Raw genomic sequence first — 17,756 nt, 5'->3', positions numbered from 1 at the left:
CGAGGTGGTTGGGAGTCGCGGGCGAAGGCATCAGGACTGTGCCGCAATGGTCTGGCCTTGCGGCACCTTGGCCCTTTGCCAATGGGGTGTGGCCCAGAGTAGCAGAGTGTTGCAGTCTGCGCCGATCAGGTCCCCGGGGGCTGGTATGCCCAGCTGCTTAAGTGCCAGCAGTAAATTATCCGCAGCGGTGCGGTTGTCGAGGGGTTTGGCAAAGGTCTGTTTGCTGAGCTTTTGGCCTTCGCTGTTAACGATAACCGGCAAATGACCATAAGTGGGTGGTTCGGTATTGAGCAGTTCGAACAGCCTCAGTTGTCTGGGGGTGGAATCCAGCAGATCGCAGCCGCGAATCACATGGGAGATGTTCTGGTGGGTGTCGTCGACGCTAACGGCCAGTTGATAGGCAAACAGGCCGTCTTTGCGGTGAATCACAAAATCTCCCACTTCGCGAGCAAGGTTTTGTTGTTGCGGACCTTGAAACAGGTCGTCAAAGCGGATGTCCCTGTCCTCTGTGCATAGCCGGGTAGCGAATGGCGGTCGGTCGGCGGGAAATGTCCGGCAGTGGCCGTCATAAATGCCGTTGAGGTTTTTCATGCGCTGGCGATTGCAGTTGCATGGGTAGGTCAGACCCTGTTGCTGGAGCTGGTTGAGGATCTCTTGATAATCATCCAGGCGCTGGCTCTGAAACAGCACGGGTCCATCCCAGAAGAGGCCGTGGGCTTCCAGCGATTGCAAAATGGCGGTTGCGGCCCCTGGCTGTTCGCGGGGAGGATCGAGATCTTCCATGCGAACCAGCCAGCGCCCCTGATGGTGACGCGCGTCTAAATAGCTGGCCAGAGCGGCGAGCAATGAGCCTTGATGGAGTTTGCCGGTAGGGGAAGGGGCAAAACGCCCGGTGTAGGCCGGGCGATGGGTCGAGTCGGGGGGCTCGATCATGACGGCCAGAAGGCTTAGCCGCCCAGCTGTTTTTCCTTGATCTCGTCGAGGGTTTTGCAGTCGATGCATTGAGTGGCTGTCGGGCGGGCTTCCAGTCGACGAATGCCGATTTCAACACCGCAGGTGTCACACCAGCCGTAGTCGTCGTTCTCAATCAGCTCCAGAGTGCTGTCGATTTTTTTGATCAGCTTGCGCTCGCGGTCGCGGGTGCGCAATTCCAAACTGAACTCTTCTTCCTGGCTGGCGCGGTCGGCAGGGTCGGGAAAGTTGGCGGCCTCATCTTTCATATGAGATACGGTGCGATCAACTTCTTCCATCAGTTCTTTTTTCCAGCTGAACAACAGGGCCTTGAAGTGTTCCTTCTGGTTGTCGTTCATATACTCTTCACCCTTCTTCTCTTTATAAGGAGTGAAGTCCCGCAGGGTGATAGGGTCGTTTTTCTTAGCGCTCTTCGGCATTGTTCTTGTCGCCTCTATATTGGAGTTGCGTCTGGTGGTGCTTAATGATCAAATCCGCAGCCGACTGGTCTCGTAAGGTTATAAGCCTGGTCGGGTTAACTGTAAAAAGCTAACAGATCTGCTGGGGGGCTGCCACTGTTTTATGGTTCCCACTTTTTATTTGGGCGCGGATACTGCGCCGCTTCGAGCCTGCTGTCAACCACTTGATATGACCGAGGATTCAGTTGTGAAAATCGAGCCCGCCCTGGAACGGGGAATTTTACTGAAACGCTACAAACGTTTTCTGGCTGATGTGCGTCTGCCCGATGGCTCGGAGATGACCATTCACTGCCCCAATACCGGCTCCATGAAGGCTTGTCTGGCCGAAGGGGAGCCCTGCTGGTTTTCCCGCTCCGACAATCCTAAACGCAAATACCCCTGCACCTGGGAGATCGCCACCACCCCTGCCGGTGATTTGGCCGGTATCAATACCGGGCGGGCCAATGGCTTGGTGGTCGAGGCGGTAGAATCGGGGATTATTGCCCAGTTACAGGGCTATTCCAGTCTGCGCACGGAGGTGCGTTACGGCGATGAACGCAGTCGCATTGATATGCTGCTGGCGCGTGACGTCGATGACCGGCATGAGCAGTGCTACGTCGAAGTCAAAAATGTCACTCTCTGTCAGGACGGTGGTCAGGGGTTGTTCCCGGACTCGGTCAGCACCCGAGGGACCAAACATTTGCGCGAGTTGTCCCTGATGGTGCAACAGGGGCATCGGGCCGTTTTGCTCTTTTGTGTACAGCACACCGGGATTGAGAGCGTGGCTCCGGCGGTAGATATTGATCCTGACTATGCCGAGGCTTTTTATCAGGCTGTGGCGGATGGGGTTGAGGTCTATGCTTACCGCGCCCGCATCAGCGCCGAGGAGATTGTACTGGATACCGAGTTGCCGGTTTCGACTACGCCAGAGTGATCAGCACTTTGCCCTGATCAATGGTGACGGGGATGGCTTCCAGAGATTGGCCGCTGCAGGGGCCGGCGACACACAAGCCGTTGTGAATGTTGAACAGCGCTCCGTGGGTTGAGCACTGAATCAGTTCTTTTTCATAGGTGAGAAAGCTGTCTTCTTGCCAGTTCAATTGAATTCCCAAATGGGGGCAGTGATTCTTGTAGGCAAACACCTTGTCATTTTTTCGTACCACAAACAGAGCCTGATCGTTCACCACAAAGCCTTTGCTGTGGTGATTGATCAGGTCTTCAAGCTCGCACAGTTGCACTGTGCTCAACCCTGCTGCAGCGCTTCGATGCGGCGCTCCAGCGGTGGGTGGCTGGCAAACAGGTCACTCATTCTCTCCTTGAAGCCGCCACTGATGCCGAAGGCATAGATGCTGTCGGGCATGGAGCTTGGCACCTTGGCATCCACTTCCATTTTCAGACGCTGCAGAGCGCGGATCATCGCACCCCGGCCAGCCAGCTCGGCGCCTGCGTGGTCGGCGCGAAATTCTCGGTAGCGGGAGAAGCGCATAACGATAATCGAGGCCAGCAGGCCCAACACCATTTCGGCGACAAATACGCTGATGTAATAGGCAAAACCGTGACCCTGATCGTTTTTGAATACGGCGCGATCAATGGTGTGACCGATGATGCGGGCAAAGAACATCACAAAGGTGTTAACCACGCCCTGAATCAGTGACAGGGTGATCATGTCACCGTTGGCAACGTGACCGATTTCGTGGGCCAGTACCGCACGAATTTCTTCTTTGTCAAAACGCTGCAGCAACCCAAGGCTGACGGCCACCAGAGCATTATTGCGGTTCCAGCCTGTGGCGAAAGCATTGGATTCCTGAGCGGGAAAAACCCCCACTTCTGGCATGCCAATGCCGGCCTTTTGCGCGAGATCGGCAACGGTGTCTACCAGCCATTTCTCGTCGGCACTTCTGGGCTGAGTAATGATCTGGGTGCGGGTGCTCATCTTGGCCATGGTCTTTGACAGCAGCAGCGAAATAATCGAGCCGCTAAAACCAAAGACGGCACAGAACACCAGCAAATTGTTAAGGTTCAAGCCGGAACCGCTGGCGTCCAGATAGGAACCAACCCCCAAAATATTGAGGGTGATGCTGGCCATCAGTATTACCGCGAGGTTGGTTAACAGAAACAGACCGATACGCAACACAATAAGCTCCTTATGAATTTTGGCTTCAGTAATGGCTTATATGATGCGCGCTAAACGGCAAAATTCAATTGCTGGGGTGAGAAATTTGTGTGAATAAAAGCAAAGAATGTGGCGCACCCTGTTTCAGGATGCCTGTTCCAGTCGCTTGTTGGCCTGATCCACCAGTTCTTGCTTGATGGTGCTATCGAGTTCATTCCAGGGAACATTGAGCAGGGCCCCTTCCAGTGCGTAAAGCATGACCTTGGAGACATTGATGCCCCGATTTTTGATTTTGGTGTAGGCCTCGACCGAGCCGGTGCTCTTCAGGTCTTCGTAGTTGTTGATGCCGATGGCGTGCAATATATTCACGCTCGCTGCGCCAAGATTCTTAAGCTCCAGCAAATCGCTTTGTGACTGGGTCATCCAGCAAGATCCCCGCAAAAATTATTATATTTATTGTATTGTTAGGCCTAAAAGGAATATCAGGCCGATCCAGTATAGTACACTGAGAGGCCTGTGCAATGTCCCCAGAGTTGATATTGGCTTATGAAAAACGCCTCCAGTGTCCGTTATGATTTTTTAACCGGGCGAGACGAATCGCCGTTATGTCCCTGCTGGAGTGGTCATCTGGTTCATCGTGATGTTGTCGCCCCCTTGCAGCGCATGCGCGAGGCTGCAGCCGAGGCGGGGTTTGAACTGGCTGTTGCCAGTGGTTATCGCAGTTATCAGCGCCAGCTGGTGATTTGGCAGGATAAGCTGGCCGGCCGCCGGCCGCTGCTGGATGCCGATGAGCAGCCGTTGGATATCAATCACCTGTCAGAAACCGAAGCGCTTTGGGCGCTATTGCGCTGGTCGGCCATTCCCGGTGCTTCCCGTCATCACTGGGGTACTGATCTGGATGTGTTTGCCGCCGATGCACTGCGTAAACAGGGGCTGGCCTTACAGCTTACTGCCGCTGAGTGCGTGGCGGGTGGTCCTCTGGCGGAGTTTCACTGTTGGCTGGGTGAATACCTCAAAGGGGAGGGTGGAGAAGATTTTTGTCGCCCCTATGCCCTTGATCGCGGTGGAGTAGCTCCAGAACCCTGGCACATCAGTTATTACCCTCTGGCAGATTCGCTACAGCAGGCCTACGATTTCGAGTTGTTTCAGCGCCTGTTGTCTGAAAACAACTTGCCCCTGAACCATCTGCTGGATAATCACGCTCGTGAAATATTTGAACGCTACATTTCTCTTTGTTGAACCTGTGGTGAGAGCCCTATAATAGACACAATAGTGGCGGTGTAATGCAGCGCCAAGGGCGCAGTAATTGCTCATAAAGGATAAGCATGAAACCCGAAATTGCAGTGCCGGCCTCGGTACTGACTACAGAAAATACCGCTGGTGACAGCGTCGAAGACAACGTATGGCAACGGTTACGCCGGGAGGCCCGCGAGGGCAGCGAGTCGGAACCGGTGCTGGCCAGCTATTACCACGCCGCGGTTCTCAATCACAGCAACTTTGAAGCGGCCATCAGTTACCAGTTAGCCAATTTGCTGGGCAGCAATACGGTGCCAGCGATGACCATACGCGAAGTCTTTGAAGAGGCACTTGCGTCCGACCCGGCAATTGGTCAGGCGATGCGTGCGGATTTGCTGGCCTACTACGATCGCGACCCGGCCTGTGACAAGTACATCATGCCGTTTCTCTATTTCAAGGGTTATCACTCGCTGCAGGCTTATCGTGTCAGTCACTGGCTGTGGCGTAATCAGCGCAAACCTTTGGCCATGTACTTTCAGAATCAGATATCCCAGTCATTTTCGGTGGATATTCACCCGGGCGCCCGGATAGGCAGCGGCATCATGATCGATCATGCCACTGGCGTGGTGATCGGTGAAACCGCCGTGCTGGGCAACGATGTGTCGATGTTACACGGGGTGACTTTGGGAGGTTCGGGTTGTGCTGCCGGTAAGCGTCATCCCACCATTGGCAATGGCGTCCTGATCAGTGTCGGTGCCAAAGTGCTCGGCAATATTACGGTTGGTGACGGAGTCAAAATTGGTGGTGGCAGTGTGGTGCTCGAATCTGTGCCGTCCCACAGCACGGTTGCCGGTGTGCCGGCGCGCATTGTGGGCAGACCAAGTTGTGACAGTCCGGCATTGGATATGGATCAGGATTTAAAGGATTAAACAGATGAGTGACAATCGCATTGCTTTAGCGGCTCAGTTGGTGGAGCGCGCTATGGAGCAAATGAGGCCGTTAAAGATTGCGCCAACGCCCCAGAATCTGACGGTTTGGTATCACCATCTTGAAGGCAGTGTGCCGCAGCTATCGAAAGAACTCGATAAATTGCTGGCCCGCCAGATAGCTTTTTCTGAAGAACTCTGTGAGCAACTTTATACCTGCTATTTTATCGATTCCGATCGACGCCAGCTGGATTTGCTGCGCGAGGCCATTGGTCACTTGATCGAGCAGCTCTCCAATAAAGTGGTGGGCGAGTTCAGTGAAGAGCTGGATGCCTACGATGCAGTCCTGACTAGCTGCGGTCAAAAGCTCGATGAGATACCCAACGCCGAAGACATGAAAATGCTGGTGACGTTGTTGGCCGACGCCTCGGAGAAGGCTCGTCAGAATGCCGCATCGTCGAAGCAGGAACTGGATAAAATGCAGCGGGAGCTGGCCGAGCTTAGGACTGCCTTTGGCGAATTGGAAAAGCACGCCCTGGAAGATCCGTTGACCGGTGTCGCCAATCGCCGGGCTTTCGATCAATTATTCCGCGAGCACCTATTCGAGGCCCAAAGCACAGAAGACAATTGTTGTCTGCTGCTGGTGGATATCGATGAGTTTAAGAAATTCAATGATACCCATGGTCATTTGGTTGGCGACAAGGTGTTGCGCTTTGTTGCGTTGATGTTGAAGAAGATGATCAAGGGGCGCGATCTTCTGGCCCGCTATGGCGGTGAAGAGTTTGCCATTATCCTGCCGGAAACCGATTTTGACGGCGGCATGAGTCTGGCACGCAGTATTGTCGCCAGTATTTCCAAAACCCGTTTGATTGTGGGTGATAATCAGCAAACTCTGGATCCTGTGACGGTCTCGGTTGGCGTCAGTGCCAATCTGGAGGGCGATGTGGCTGAAACACTGTTTCGGCGGGCGGATAAAGCCCTCTATGATGCCAAGCACGCGGGGCGCAATCAGGTAAAAGGAGTGATGTCGTGACCACACCCCTATTCGATATTGTGTTTCGTGGCGACATTTTACCCGGCAAAAATCTGGTTGAGGTGAAACAGCGTCTGGGGCAGTTGTTCAAAGCCGATGAAGCCAAAATCAATGGTCTGTTTGCCGGCGGTGCGGTGCCATTAAAGCGCAATCTGGAAAAGGCCGTGGCGGATAAATACGTGGCGGCGTTGAATCAGGCCGGTGCCGATGTGCAGTTGATGGAAGCGGGTAAGCTGGCTGAGCGTCAGGCCCGTAAACCAGCTCCGCGCCGAGCGACACCTGCTGCAACCAGTGCCGTTGCCACACCGCAAACGCCCGTTACTACACCTCAAGCGCAGGCGCCGCGCAAGTCCATGGCTGAGCGTTTGGCCGAACAGGAGTTGCAGCGCCAGGCGGAGGAAGAGGCTGCCAGTAGCAGGGCGTCAGAGGAGAGTGATCCATCGGGTTTGAGCTTGGCTCCGGTGGGCGCCGATGTGTTGCGCCCCGATGAGCGTTCGCAAGTTCAGCCGGTCGAGGTGGATGTATCGGATATCAGTTTGAGAGAGTCCGGAGGCAACCTGCTCGATGCCGGAGAAATAGCCGAGCTGCCGGTGGTGGACGTGGATGTCAGTGATCTGAGTCTGGGTGAAGTGGGTGAAGACTTGCTTGCCGCTGAGGAGAAGCAGGCCTTTGTAGAATTGGAGCTGGACCTGTCGGCCATCGATCTGGCCGAGCCCGGCAGTGACATGGGACAAATCAAACCGTCCGCCCCACCGCCGCCGCCCGATACTTCCGGTATTGAGCTGGAAGAATGAGGTAACGGCAAGGCAATAAAAAAGGGGCTAACAGCCCCTTTTTTGTATCACCACGAAGCGCGCACTCAGAAGTGAGGCTTGTCTTCGGCGTTGTTGAAGCGCTCAACGGAATCCATGATTTCCTGACGCGCATCCTGAGGGCCGCCCCAGCCGTTGATCTTAACCCACTTGCCAGCTTCCAGGTCTTTGTAGTGCTCAAAGAAGTGGGCAATTTGGTTCAGGGTGATTTCAGGCAGATCGCGAACAGACTCAACACCGGTGTACAGCGGTGTGATCTTGTCTACTGGTACCGCTACAACCTTGGCATCTTCACCGGATTCATCGGTCATTTGCAGAACGCCGATTGGGCGGCAGCGAATAACAGAGCCAGGGATCAGAGCCAGAGGCATGATAACCAGAACGTCTACCGGGTCACCGTCACCGCACAGGGTGTGGGGAACATAACCGTAGTTACATGGGTAGTGCATGGCGGTACCCAGCATGCGATCAACGAAGATGGCACCAGAATCTTTGTCCACTTCGTATTTGATGGGATCACCGTTCAGGGGGATCTCGATGATAACGTTGATTTCTTCTGGCAGGTTCTTGCCGGAGGGTACTTCATGCAGGCTCATATGACTGATTCCATGGCTGATTTTAGAAAGGCCGCAATTCTATCACAAATGTGGTCGACCTCAATTTCGACCTTGGTGTGAGTCTGCCCGGCATTGCCCAACGTCTACGGGCCCAGATTCATAGTCTAGACTCTTGGTAGGGATCAAGATGTCGTTGCCCCCCAAATAATAATGATACTTGGGAGTGATTATGGATATGTTGCTGTTGCCGCCCCTGTTGGGGGTGGTGGGCCTGTGTGCCGCCTTTGTTATTTATCGGATTGTCAAAAAACACCCTGCGGGTGAAGGTCTGGTGACCGAGATTGCCGATGCCATCCATCAGGGGGCGCTGGTGTTTATGAAGCGCGAATACACCATCCTGTTTGCGTTTGCTGCGGTGCTGGTGATCCTCTTGTTTATCGGTTTTCAGAGCTGGCACACGCCGGTGGCCTTTATTGTGGGTGCATTAAGCTCAGCATTGGCCGGTTACATTGGTATGTACACCGCGACTCAGGCCAATGTGCGAACCACTGTGGCAGCGGCAGACAGTGGTGCCGCTGAGGCGCTCAGTGTGGCCTTCTTTGGTGGCTCCATTATGGGGCTGGTGGTGGCTTCCATGGGCCTGCTTGGTCTGGGCAGCCTGTATCTGCTGTTTGGTGGTGATCCGGAACACGCCGAGGCCATTCATGGCTTTGGCATGGGCGCCTCGACGGTGGCGCTGTTCTCTCGTGTCGGCGGCGGTATCTTTACCAAGAGTGCCGATGTCGGTGCCGATCTGGTGGGCAAGGTTGAGGCAGGCATTCCCGAAGATGATCCACGCAATCCTGGCGTAATCGCCGATAACGTTGGTGACAATGTCGGAGATGTGGCGGGTATGGGATCAGATATCTTTGAGTCCTACTGCGGCTCCATGATCGCCACCATTGCCATCGCATCCACCATGAGTCTGGTTGCATTGCAGCAGTTGGGTGCTGAGCGCAGCGAATTGATGTTCGCGCCACTGGCGCTCGCATCCATTGGTTTGTTGTGCTCCATTGCCGGTATTGCGTTGGTGAAAATGTCGGCGGCAAAATCTCCCGAGGTGGCGCTGCGGATAGGCACTATCGGTGCCTCGGCAATCTTTATTGCTGCAGCCTGGCTGGTGATCGACAGTCTTGGGATTCATGCCAATGTCTGGTGGTGTGTGGTTTGTGGGGCCGTTGGTGGCGCCTTGATTGGTCTGGTAACCGAGTACTACACCGGGGGTAAACCTGTCAGAACCATTGCTGAGGGAGGTGAAACCGGGCCGGCGACGGTGATGATTGCCGGGTTGGCGATCGGTATGGAGTCGGTGGTGATTCCGGTGCTGGTGATTGCCGGTATTATTTTTGCGACCAGTGCCTTACTGCCCGAAGGCGCTGGTGTTTACGGCGTCGGCATAGCCGCCGTAGGCATGCTGGCGACTGTCGGCATTACCATGGCGATTGATGCCTATGGCCCGGTGGCGGATAACGCCGGGGGGATCGCCGAGATGGCTGAGTTGGGTGAAGAGACCCGCAATATCACCGACAGTCTGGATGAAGTGGGTAATACCACGGCGGCCATTGGCAAGGGCTTCGCGATTGGTGCAGCCGGATTGGCCGCACTGGCCATTATCGCGGCCTACATTGAAACGGTTTCCCTGCACGTCAGTGATTTCTCGCTGGAGATCAATAATCCGCTGGTGCTGATGGGCATGTTTCTGGGTGGTATTTTCCCGTTTCTGGTCAGTGCCATTACCATGCGCGCTGTGGGCGATGCGGCCTTTGATATGATCAAGGAAATTCGTCGCCAGTTTCATGAAATTCCCGGATTGATGGAAGGCAAGGCCAAGCCTGACAGTGGCCGCTGTGTGGACATTGCCACCCAGGCGGCGCTCAAGCGGATGGTGTTGCCCGGTGCGCTGGCGGTGTTTGCCCCTGTGGTGGTGGGCTTTGGGATTGGCCCGGCGGCTCTCGGAGGCATGCTCGGTGGCGCTCTGATCAGTTGTGTGCTGTTGGCGCTGACCATGGCCAATGCTGGTGGTGCCTGGGATAACGCCAAGAAATATGTGGAAAAAGGCAATCTCGGTGGCAAGGGGTCGGAAGTTCACAAGGCGGTCGTTGTCGGCGATACCATGGGCGATCCGTTCAAGGACACCAGTGGCCCGGCCATGAATATTCTGATCAATGTGATGGCGATCGTCAGTCTGGTGATCGCGCCGCTGTTGTCCTGATTTTTCCGGTATCAGGCGAAACCAATCAGGTGGGGATGGGTCATAGGCATTACCAAAAATAAAATAACGGTATAGCCCTATGAAGTTCATCCCCGCTGTCTTGCTTAATCTGTTGCTACTGTTGTCTGCGACTGCTGTTGCCGAACCCCCTAAGACCGCTCTGGCGACCTTTGGTGGCGGTTGTTTCTGGTGTATGGAGCCACCTTTTGACAAGCTTGACGGGGTCATTAGTACCACCTCAGGCTTCAGTGGTGGCCATGTGGTTAATCCCACCTACAAGCAGGTTGTCACTAGTGACACCGGTCATACCGAAGTGGTGCAGGTGGCTTATGACCCGGCCAAAATCAGTTTCAGCCAATTGCTGGAGGTCTACTGGGTAAATATCGATCCGCTCGACAGCAAAGGGCAGTTCTGTGATCGGGGTTGGAGCTATCGGCCGGTCATTTTTGCTCACAGCGAAGAGCAAAAGCAGCAAGCGGAAGCCAGTCGTGCGCAGCTGGATGTGGCAGGCAAGATCGTCGTGCCGATAGAAGATTTTGCGGTTTTTTACCCGGCCGAAGACTACCACCAGGACTACTATCAGAAAAACCCGCTGCGTTATAAGTTCTATCGCCACAACTGTGGTCGTGATCAACGCCTCAATCAGGTCTGGGGTGATCAGTCCCGTTAGGCTGTATCCGGGCTTGTCGGGGGCGCTAAAGTGGCGTCGCTGTCGCAGCTGAACAAGACTTCATCTTCGAGGCGCATCATGGTCAGCTTGCCGCCCCATACGCAGCCGGTATCCAGAGCGTAGATATTCTTGGTGCCGGTTTGGCCTTCGAGAGCGGCCCAGTGGCCAAAAATGATTTTGTCTTTGCGGGTCTTGCGTTTTTTGTGCTCAAACCAGGGGGCGTAGCCCTTGGGGGCATTTTTTGGCGATCCCTTGTGACTCAGGTCGAGGCGGCCATCGGCGGTACACAGACGCATGCGGGTAAAGTAGTTGGTGATCACTCGCAGTCGCTTCATCCCGTGCAGGGTACTGCGCCACTTGCTCGGATGGTTGCCGTACATCTCCCGCAGGAAGCGTTTGAATTTCGGCCCCTGCAGATATTTTTCTACTCGCCTTGAGCGTTTCAGTGCCTTACGGATATCCCATTGCGGGGGAATGCCGGCGTGAACCATGGTGAAGCCCAGTTCCGAATCATGGTGCACCAGGGGTTGCTGGCGCAGCCACTCGAGTAACTCTTTGCCATCGGGGGCGTCTAGGATTTCGTCCAGCGTATCCTGTCGGTTCAGGGCGCGCTGGTGATGGGCGACTGCCAGCAAATGCAGGTCGTGATTGCCCAATACCACGGTCAGGCAGGCGCGCATGTTGTAGAGGTAGCGCAGTGTGCCCAGCGAATCCGGGCCGCGATTCACCAGATCACCGGCGACCCAGAGACGGTCTTTTTCCGGGTTGAATGCCACTTTTTCCAGCAGGCATTGCAGCGGGGTCAGGCACCCCTGAATATCGCCAACGGCATAGGTCGCCATTTATGGGTTCTTCCTTCTCTATCCTTGTTCCAGTTCAAACAGTGCGTCGCTGAGACGAACGTACTCTGCCAGACTGATATTTTCCGGGCGAACGCCGGTGTCCACATCCAGAGCCTCAATGGCGGCTGCCGGCATCAATTGTTTGAGCGAATTGCGCAGAGTTTTACGGCGCTGTTGAAAGGCGGTGTTGACCAGCTTTTCCAGCGTTTTCACATCTTTGGCAACCACTGGCAGTTGCTCATAAGGTGTCAGGCGTACAATGGCGGAGTCGACTTTGGGCCTGGGATTAAAGCTCTCGGGGGGGACGTCAAACAGATTTTCCACTCGACAGTAATATTGCACCATGATGCCCAGACGCCCATAGGCTTTTTCCTCAGGTTGTGCGGCCATGCGATCCACCACTTCTTTTTGCAGCATAAAGTGCATGTCGCGCACCTGGCCATGGTAGCTGAGCAGGTGAAAGATCAGTGGCGTCGAAATGTTGTAAGGCAGGTTGCCAACAATCCGCAGGGGGTTGGCCGGCTCTCCCAGCAGACTGCTGAAATCGAACTTCAAGGCATCCTGCTGATGGATGCTGAAGTCGGGATAGCGGGCAATAAATTGCGACAGCAGCACCGGAATAAGATCGCGATCGAGCTCTACCACCTGAAGGGTGGGGCAGGCCTCCAGCAGATGCTGGGTGATGGCGCCCTTGCCCGGGCCGATCTCCACAAGGTTGTCTTCGGCTTTTGGGCTTATGCATTTGATGATGCGGCGGATAATGCCGTCGTCTTCGAGGAAGTTCTGGCCGAAGCGCTTGCGCGCACGGTGCTCATTGAGGCCTTGAGCCGATGACTTTTTGGCTGCTGGCTTTGAGGCAAAATGTTTCGCCATAGATGGGTTGCTCGGTAGCGATAGGTTTAGAGGTCGTTCAGAGCCTTGCGGGCGTTGACCATATTCATGGCATATTTTAATGCGGTTAGCAGGCTGCCGCCATCGGCTTTTCCGCTTCCGGCCAAATCCAGTGCGGTACCGTGATCCACCGAGGTGCGAATGATGGGCAGCCCAAGGGTGATATTGACAGCCTCGCCAAAGCCTTTGAATTTCAGTACCGGCAGGCCCTGATCGTGGTACATGGCGAGCACCGCATCCGCGCCCTCAAGTACTTTTGGGGTAAACAGGGTGTCAGCGGGCAGGGGGCCGATCAGGTTGATGCCCTGCCCAATCAACTCGGTCAGAGTCGGCTCGATGGTGTCGATTTCTTCTCGCCCCATGTGGCCGCCTTCTCCGGCGTGGGGGTTGAGGCCGCAGACAAGAATCTTTGGCTTGGCAATACCGAAATGATCCACCAGATCGCGGTGCAGGATGGTGATTACCTCGGTCAGACCGGCTCTGGTGATGGCGCCGGCGACGTCTTTCAGGGGCAGGTGGGTGGTGGCCAGTGCCACCCGCAGCCCCTCGGTAGCGAGCATCATCACCACTCGCTTGGTATGGGTGCGCTCGGCCAGATATTCGGTGTGGCCGCTGAAGGGTATGCCGGCCTCATTGATGACGCCCTTGTGTGCCGGGCCGGTGACATAGCCGTCAAACGTGCCATCGACACAGCCATCAATGGCCAGGTTGAGGCTTTCGAGAACGTAGCGGGCGTTGGCCGGATTGAGTTGCCCCGGTGCGGCAGGGGCGGCCAGAGGCAGTGGCAGGTATCTCAGCTCACCCGGTGCCAGCGGTCTGGCCGGTTGCTGCGGGTCGAACGGTGTCAGTTCAATGTCTAGCCCAAGTAATTGAGCCCTGTCGTGCAACAGCGCCGGATCTGTGATGGTAACAATCTCGGCATCAAAGCCCTGCTGTGCCAGTTGCAGGATCAGGTCCGGACCAATGCCGGCGGGTTCTCCGGGGGTGTAGGCGAGTCTCGGTGTCGACATCGGGTGCCTCAATCATGTCGCAATCGTTAAGCCAAAAAAGGCAGCCTGTGGCTGCCTTTAATCGATCTGATCTGGTCAGGAGCGAATATCAATAAATGCTTTGCGGTGAATATCCTGTAACCAGTTGACCCGCTCTTCTTCAAAGCGGCGGTTGCGCAGCATGCGAGTGGCCTGATTGATGCGCACCTGTTCGCTCATGTCCTGACTGCGGCGTTCATCCACGGTCAGAATGTGCCAACCAAACTGGCTGCGGAACGGCAGGCTGATTTTGCCGGTGGCGGTTGCTTCGATGGTTCTTTCAAATTCGGGAACGAATTTTCCTGGCAGTGACCAGCCCAGGTCGCCGCCATTGAGTACGGTGCCTGTGTCATCAGAATGTTCGCGCGCCAGTTCGGCAAAATCGGCGCCGTCGAGGATTTCCTGGCGAATTTCCGTCAGCTTGGCTTCGGCCTGTTGGTCGTTCAGGATGGCGTTGGTCTCCAGCAGAATGTGGCGAACCTTGGCTTGGTCGATGACCTTTTCACTGCTGCCGCGGGTGTCGTAGACCTTCAAAATATGGAACCCGGCGCCACTGCGCAGCGGCTGGGTGATCTCGCCTTTCTTCACGCCCTTGAGCCCTTCGGCAATCAGGTCTGGGAGCTGGGACAGTTTGCGCCAGCCCATGTCACCGCCTTTCAGGGCGTCGCGACCTTTGGATTCGCTGATCGCCAGGGTGCGGAAGTCTTCGCCAGCCAGCAGGCGGCGGTGAATGTCTTCAACCTTGTCCTGCAGTGCTTGCTGCTCGGCTGTGGTTGCAGTCGAGGGGACGTGAATGATCAGATGACCGAGGTTGTAATCCGGAGAGGCCCAGAATTGCCCCTGCTTGGATTTCAGGAAGTTCTTTACTTCCTGTTCGGAAATCTTGATGCGACGGTTGACGCTGCCGCGCTGGACCTGATCGATGATAATGTCGCGGCGCAGTTGGTCGCGCAGGGCCGTGTAGCTGATGCCGTCACGAACCAGTTGCTCGCGAAAGGCGTCATCGCTGAGGTTATTGGAGTCTTTAATGCGCTGGATCTGTTGATCGATTTCGGCTTCAGAAACGGTGACCCCGGCGCGGTCGCCAAGTTGCAGTTGCAGGGACTCAAGAATCAGCTGATCGAGAACCTGTCGCTGGATGACGTTCATGGGGGGCAGTTGGGTGCCCTTGGCACGCAGTTGCGAGGTTACCATCTGTACTCGTTGGTGAATCTCGCTGGCCATGATGACGTCATCATCCACAACGGCGATGACTTTATCCAGGGGAATGGTTTCGGCGTGCAGCAGGCTGCTTAACAGCAGCGAGCCGGCACACAGGGTTTTGCAAAGGGATTTCAGTAGAGTCTGTTTCATTGGGTAATCAATACTTCGTTACTTTTATTAACTGCTGCGCGCATTACTTCAGGTTTTGCTCGCGCAGGTCGTAGCCATAGATGCCATCACTGAGGATGCCTTCCAGCTTGCTGCCAATGCTGCCCAGTCCTTTGAGCTGGAATTCAAAGAAGATGCCCTGATCGTCTTCCAGCAGGGTGTCATCGACGATGGATTGCAGGTCGGTGTCGAGCCATTTACGCGCGACGATACGCACCCGATAGCAGCAATCGTTGTATTCCAGTCCGGCCAGAGTTTCCAGCTCACGGCTGTTGGTGATGTCGTGGTTATAGCGGCCGACGATGTTCCAGTCATCGGTCAGGGGCCAGGCGAAAGACAGATCCGCTTGCTCAACGTCGCGATCGATCAGTTCGGTCACATCCAGATCGTTGTCGACGTCGTTGACATCGGCCACCGGATCTTTTCGCACATAGCGGTAGCTGAGGTTGATCAGGCGATAATCGTCGTCGCGATAGCGCAGGCTGAAGTTGCCGCGGCTGGCTTTGTCGTTGTTGTCATCATCAAGCATCAGGCTGGTGGACAGCTGCCAGTGGTCGTAGATGCGGCCGGCCAGTTCCAGAGCAATCTCCGAATCGTTGGCGGTGTTGAGGGCGTTGGCGCGTGCCTCTTCACTGGTCAGCGTCAGGTCAACTGCGCGATCATCGTAGTAGTAGATCTGGCCAAGGCTGGCGCGGAAGCGCTCGATACCAGAGGCCATTTCGATAAAGCGGGTGGTCAGACCCACCGACAGGCGGTTGTCATCGCCGATGCGATCATGGCCGGCGAAACGACGATCGCGAAACAGCTGGCTGTAGCTGAACGTCAGTTCAGACGAGTCGAAGTCAATGCTGTCGCCATCGGTTTCAATCCCGATCAGCTCGTCCTGATTTTCGTAATCGCTGTAGAAGTAGTACAGGCGGGGCTCGAAGGTTTGCAGGTAGCCGTGACCAAACATACTGCCGTCGCGCTCAAAGTAGAGGCCCATATCGAGGCTGCCCTGAGGTACGGTAAAGCTCGGTGAATCGCTGGCACCTGCAATCAGGTGTTTGTCGTCCAGCTCGTAGCTCAGGTGTTTGACGCTGATGCCCGGTTTAAAGAAGCCCCAGATCCAGCTCTTGTCCCAAGTCAGGCCATAATCAACGTAGCCACGCTGACCGGTTGCCCAGGCTTCGCTGTCGGCATCGCGGTGATCGAATTCGGTGTACTCGTGGTTCAGTTCAGCCTTGAGGTCCCAGCCCAGATCGTAGTTGCCATCAATATTGATCCGAGGCATCTGCTGGTAAGGCGATTCTGCGGTTCTTGAAATAGTCTGGTACTGCTCCACTTTGATTTTGCTGTGCCAGTTCTGGGTGCGGTAACCCACAGTGCCGGTTTCTTTTAAATGCGTGGCGCTGTTCACTTCCAGACTGGTGGTGTCCAGATCCTGGAAGAAATCCTTGTCACTGACCCGGGTGTAATCAACGATGGTGTAGACACCGGAGCTGTAGTTGGCGCGGTGGTTAAAGTCTGCCAGCCAGCGATCATCACCTTTGTGGTAGCGATCAATGGCGTCAGGGTCGCCGGCTTCCACCAGCTTCAGCAGGTCGGAGTCGTCACCGCCTTTGTCATCATAGAGATGCGCAAGGCTCAGATCGGTCTCGCTGTTGGCGGACATGTGACGACCTTCCAGTTCCAGCATTTCGCCGCGCTCACCGATGTAACGTGGGGTGATGGTGGCGTCGTAATTGGGTGCCAGATTCAGGTAAAAGGGCGTGGAAATGTCCAGACCGTTGTCCTCACCCTGACTGAAGGATGGGAACAGGAAACCGGTCATGCGCTGGCTGCCAATCGGGAACTGGATGTAGGGGGTGTAGAACACCGGCACATCCTTGATCTTCAGACGGACGTGTTTGCCCTTGCCCTGCAGGGTGTTTGGATCAATTTCCAGCTCGCTGCTCTCAAAGTGCCACAGATTGCTGTCGGGTTCGCACTGGGTCAGCGAGGCGTTTTGCATCACCATGCGGTTGTCGCTGAGGTGCTGCAGCTCGCCGGCATCGCCGCGCAGACCGGCGTCGTGGAGCAGATAGCTGGCGTTATTGATGACGGCGTCGTTGCTGTTCATGTCAACATCGGCGCTGGAGCCGGTCAGCAGCAGTCCGGGTTCACGAATGCGAATATTGCCCTTCAGGTTGGCGGTATTGGCTGCCTGATCCAGTGTGGCCTCGTCGGCCTCGAGTATCCGATAGCCCTGAGTCAGACGTACGTCGCCTTCCAGTTTGGCAACAGATTCCTGCTGCACTTCGGAGCGGTCGGCACTGGCGCGCAGTGGCGCGTCTTCAGGCTTGAGCTCGGCATCTTCATGAGTTTGTTCCGGCTGGACATAGGCGCCACAACAACCGGGCTTTTGTGCCAGTTTTTGCTCTTCGTTAAGGTCTGCTTCATCAACCCAGTCCACTTCAGCGGCTGGCAGACTGCGCGGTTTGGTGATCGCAACAGCGGCACCGGCAGCGCCGGTTTTGCGGGTCAGCTTTTTGAAACTGTGATGGGGGCGCTGGTAGGCCGGGCCCGGTACCGCCTGTTGATTACAGGTCCAGCCCTGGCCATTGGCTCCGGGTGAACAGTTCCACTGTTGGTGGCT

Annotated in this window: 18 protein-coding genes; 7 read left to right on the top strand and 11 right to left on the bottom strand. The window is 55.6% G+C overall.

Translation table 11 applies throughout. The features are described 5' to 3' along the window. Positions 1-30: 30 nt before the first annotated feature. Positions 31-933, bottom strand: a complete 903-nt coding sequence (gene gluQRS, locus ACPXV9_RS13990) for a tRNA glutamyl-Q(34) synthetase GluQRS (protein WP_423898267.1) — start codon at positions 931-933, stop codon at positions 31-33. A 14-nt stretch (positions 934-947) separates the two neighbouring features. After that, complete coding sequence (gene dksA, locus ACPXV9_RS13985; RefSeq protein WP_423898265.1) at positions 948-1,391, bottom strand: RNA polymerase-binding protein DksA; 444 nt, start codon at positions 1,389-1,391, stop codon at positions 948-950. Positions 1,392-1,599: 208 nt separating this feature from the next. On the opposite strand from dksA, the gene sfsA reads away from it, so the two are divergent. After that, a complete protein-coding gene (sfsA, locus tag ACPXV9_RS13980; protein ID WP_423898263.1) occupies positions 1,600-2,343 on the top strand; it encodes a DNA/RNA nuclease SfsA in 744 nt (247 codons plus the stop codon). Here sfsA and ACPXV9_RS13975 read toward each other — a convergent pair. From ACPXV9_RS13975 to ACPXV9_RS13965, 3 genes are all read right to left on the bottom strand, one after another. Next, complete coding sequence (locus ACPXV9_RS13975; protein ID WP_423898262.1) at positions 2,330-2,647, bottom strand: Rieske (2Fe-2S) protein; 318 nt, start codon at positions 2,645-2,647, stop codon at positions 2,330-2,332. The genes sfsA and ACPXV9_RS13975 overlap by 14 nt on opposite strands. Before the next feature lie 5 nt (positions 2,648-2,652). Then, entirely contained in the window at positions 2,653-3,543 is an 891-nt protein-coding gene (gene htpX / locus ACPXV9_RS13970; RefSeq protein WP_423898261.1) for a protease HtpX, read from the bottom strand. A gap of 123 nt (positions 3,544-3,666) precedes the next feature. Beyond that, on the bottom strand, positions 3,667-3,945 hold the full coding sequence (locus ACPXV9_RS13965) for a TfoX/Sxy family protein (RefSeq protein WP_423898258.1): 279 nt from the start codon (positions 3,943-3,945) through the stop codon (positions 3,667-3,669). Positions 3,946-4,068: 123 nt separating this feature from the next. On the opposite strand from ACPXV9_RS13965, the gene ACPXV9_RS13960 reads away from it, so the two are divergent. The 4 genes from ACPXV9_RS13960 to ACPXV9_RS13945 all read left to right on the top strand — a co-directional run bounded on the left by ACPXV9_RS13960 (position 4,069) and on the right by ACPXV9_RS13945 (position 7,511). Then, positions 4,069-4,761 carry a M15 family metallopeptidase gene (locus ACPXV9_RS13960; protein WP_423898255.1) on the top strand — a complete coding sequence of 231 codons (693 nt, stop codon included), beginning with the start codon at positions 4,069-4,071 and terminating at the stop codon, positions 4,759-4,761. An 86-nt stretch (positions 4,762-4,847) separates the two neighbouring features. Beyond that, positions 4,848-5,687 carry a serine O-acetyltransferase gene (gene cysE, locus ACPXV9_RS13955; protein ID WP_423898253.1) on the top strand — a complete coding sequence of 280 codons (840 nt, stop codon included), beginning with the start codon at positions 4,848-4,850 and terminating at the stop codon, positions 5,685-5,687. Positions 5,688-6,078: 391 nt separating this feature from the next. Continuing rightward, positions 6,079-6,717, top strand: a complete 639-nt coding sequence (locus tag ACPXV9_RS13950) for a GGDEF domain-containing protein (RefSeq protein ID WP_423898347.1) — start codon at positions 6,079-6,081, stop codon at positions 6,715-6,717. Further along, positions 6,714-7,511 carry a hypothetical protein gene (locus tag ACPXV9_RS13945; protein WP_423898250.1) on the top strand — a complete coding sequence of 266 codons (798 nt, stop codon included), beginning with the start codon at positions 6,714-6,716 and terminating at the stop codon, positions 7,509-7,511. Before ACPXV9_RS13950 ends, ACPXV9_RS13945 begins: the two co-directional genes overlap by 4 nt. Positions 7,512-7,576: 65 nt before the next feature. On the opposite strand, the gene ppa is transcribed toward ACPXV9_RS13945, so the two are convergent. Further along, positions 7,577-8,125: an inorganic diphosphatase gene (gene ppa / locus ACPXV9_RS13940; protein ID WP_423898248.1), complete on the bottom strand. Its 549-nt coding sequence runs from the start codon at positions 8,123-8,125 to the stop codon at positions 7,577-7,579. Positions 8,126-8,315: 190 nt separating this feature from the next. Here ppa and ACPXV9_RS13935 point away from each other — a divergent pair, with 190 nt between their 5' ends. Together ACPXV9_RS13935 and msrA are read left to right on the top strand one after the other, a co-directional pair. Continuing rightward, positions 8,316-10,337 carry a sodium-translocating pyrophosphatase gene (locus tag ACPXV9_RS13935; RefSeq protein ID WP_423898246.1) on the top strand — a complete coding sequence of 674 codons (2,022 nt, stop codon included), beginning with the start codon at positions 8,316-8,318 and terminating at the stop codon, positions 10,335-10,337. A 79-nt stretch (positions 10,338-10,416) separates the two neighbouring features. Beyond that, on the top strand, positions 10,417-11,007 hold the full coding sequence (gene msrA / locus ACPXV9_RS13930; RefSeq protein WP_423898244.1) for a peptide-methionine (S)-S-oxide reductase MsrA: 591 nt from the start codon (positions 10,417-10,419) through the stop codon (positions 11,005-11,007). On the opposite strand, the gene ACPXV9_RS13925 is transcribed toward msrA, so the two are convergent. The 5 genes from ACPXV9_RS13925 to ACPXV9_RS13905 form a co-directional block, all read right to left on the bottom strand. Further along, positions 11,004-11,849, bottom strand: a complete 846-nt coding sequence (locus tag ACPXV9_RS13925) for a symmetrical bis(5'-nucleosyl)-tetraphosphatase (protein ID WP_423898241.1) — start codon at positions 11,847-11,849, stop codon at positions 11,004-11,006. The two genes, msrA and ACPXV9_RS13925, sit on opposite strands and share 4 nt — an antisense overlap. An 18-nt stretch (positions 11,850-11,867) precedes the next feature. Next, a complete protein-coding gene (rsmA, locus tag ACPXV9_RS13920) occupies positions 11,868-12,722 on the bottom strand; it encodes a 16S rRNA (adenine(1518)-N(6)/adenine(1519)-N(6))-dimethyltransferase RsmA (RefSeq protein ID WP_423898238.1) in 855 nt (284 codons plus the stop codon). A 26-nt stretch (positions 12,723-12,748) separates the two neighbouring features. Continuing rightward, positions 12,749-13,750: a 4-hydroxythreonine-4-phosphate dehydrogenase PdxA gene (gene pdxA / locus ACPXV9_RS13915; protein ID WP_423898235.1), complete on the bottom strand. Its 1,002-nt coding sequence runs from the start codon at positions 13,748-13,750 to the stop codon at positions 12,749-12,751. A 75-nt stretch (positions 13,751-13,825) separates the two neighbouring features. Further along, positions 13,826-15,121, bottom strand: coding sequence for a peptidylprolyl isomerase (locus ACPXV9_RS13910; protein WP_423898232.1), 1,296 nt, complete (start codon positions 15,119-15,121; stop codon positions 13,826-13,828). 43 nt (positions 15,122-15,164) lie between these two features. Further along, positions 15,165-17,573 (bottom strand): LPS-assembly protein LptD, encoded by a 2,409-nt coding sequence (locus tag ACPXV9_RS13905; RefSeq protein WP_423898231.1) that lies wholly within the window; start codon positions 17,571-17,573, stop codon positions 15,165-15,167. Between the last annotated feature and the right edge of the window lie 183 nt (positions 17,574-17,756).

The organism is Candidatus Pelagadaptatus aseana (assembly GCF_040362265.1).
GTDB lineage: Bacteria > Pseudomonadota > Gammaproteobacteria > Pseudomonadales > Cellvibrionaceae > Pelagadaptatus > Pelagadaptatus aseana.
The sequence above is the reverse complement of the archived record's forward strand: the minus strand, read 5'-3'. Positions and strand labels throughout refer to the sequence as shown.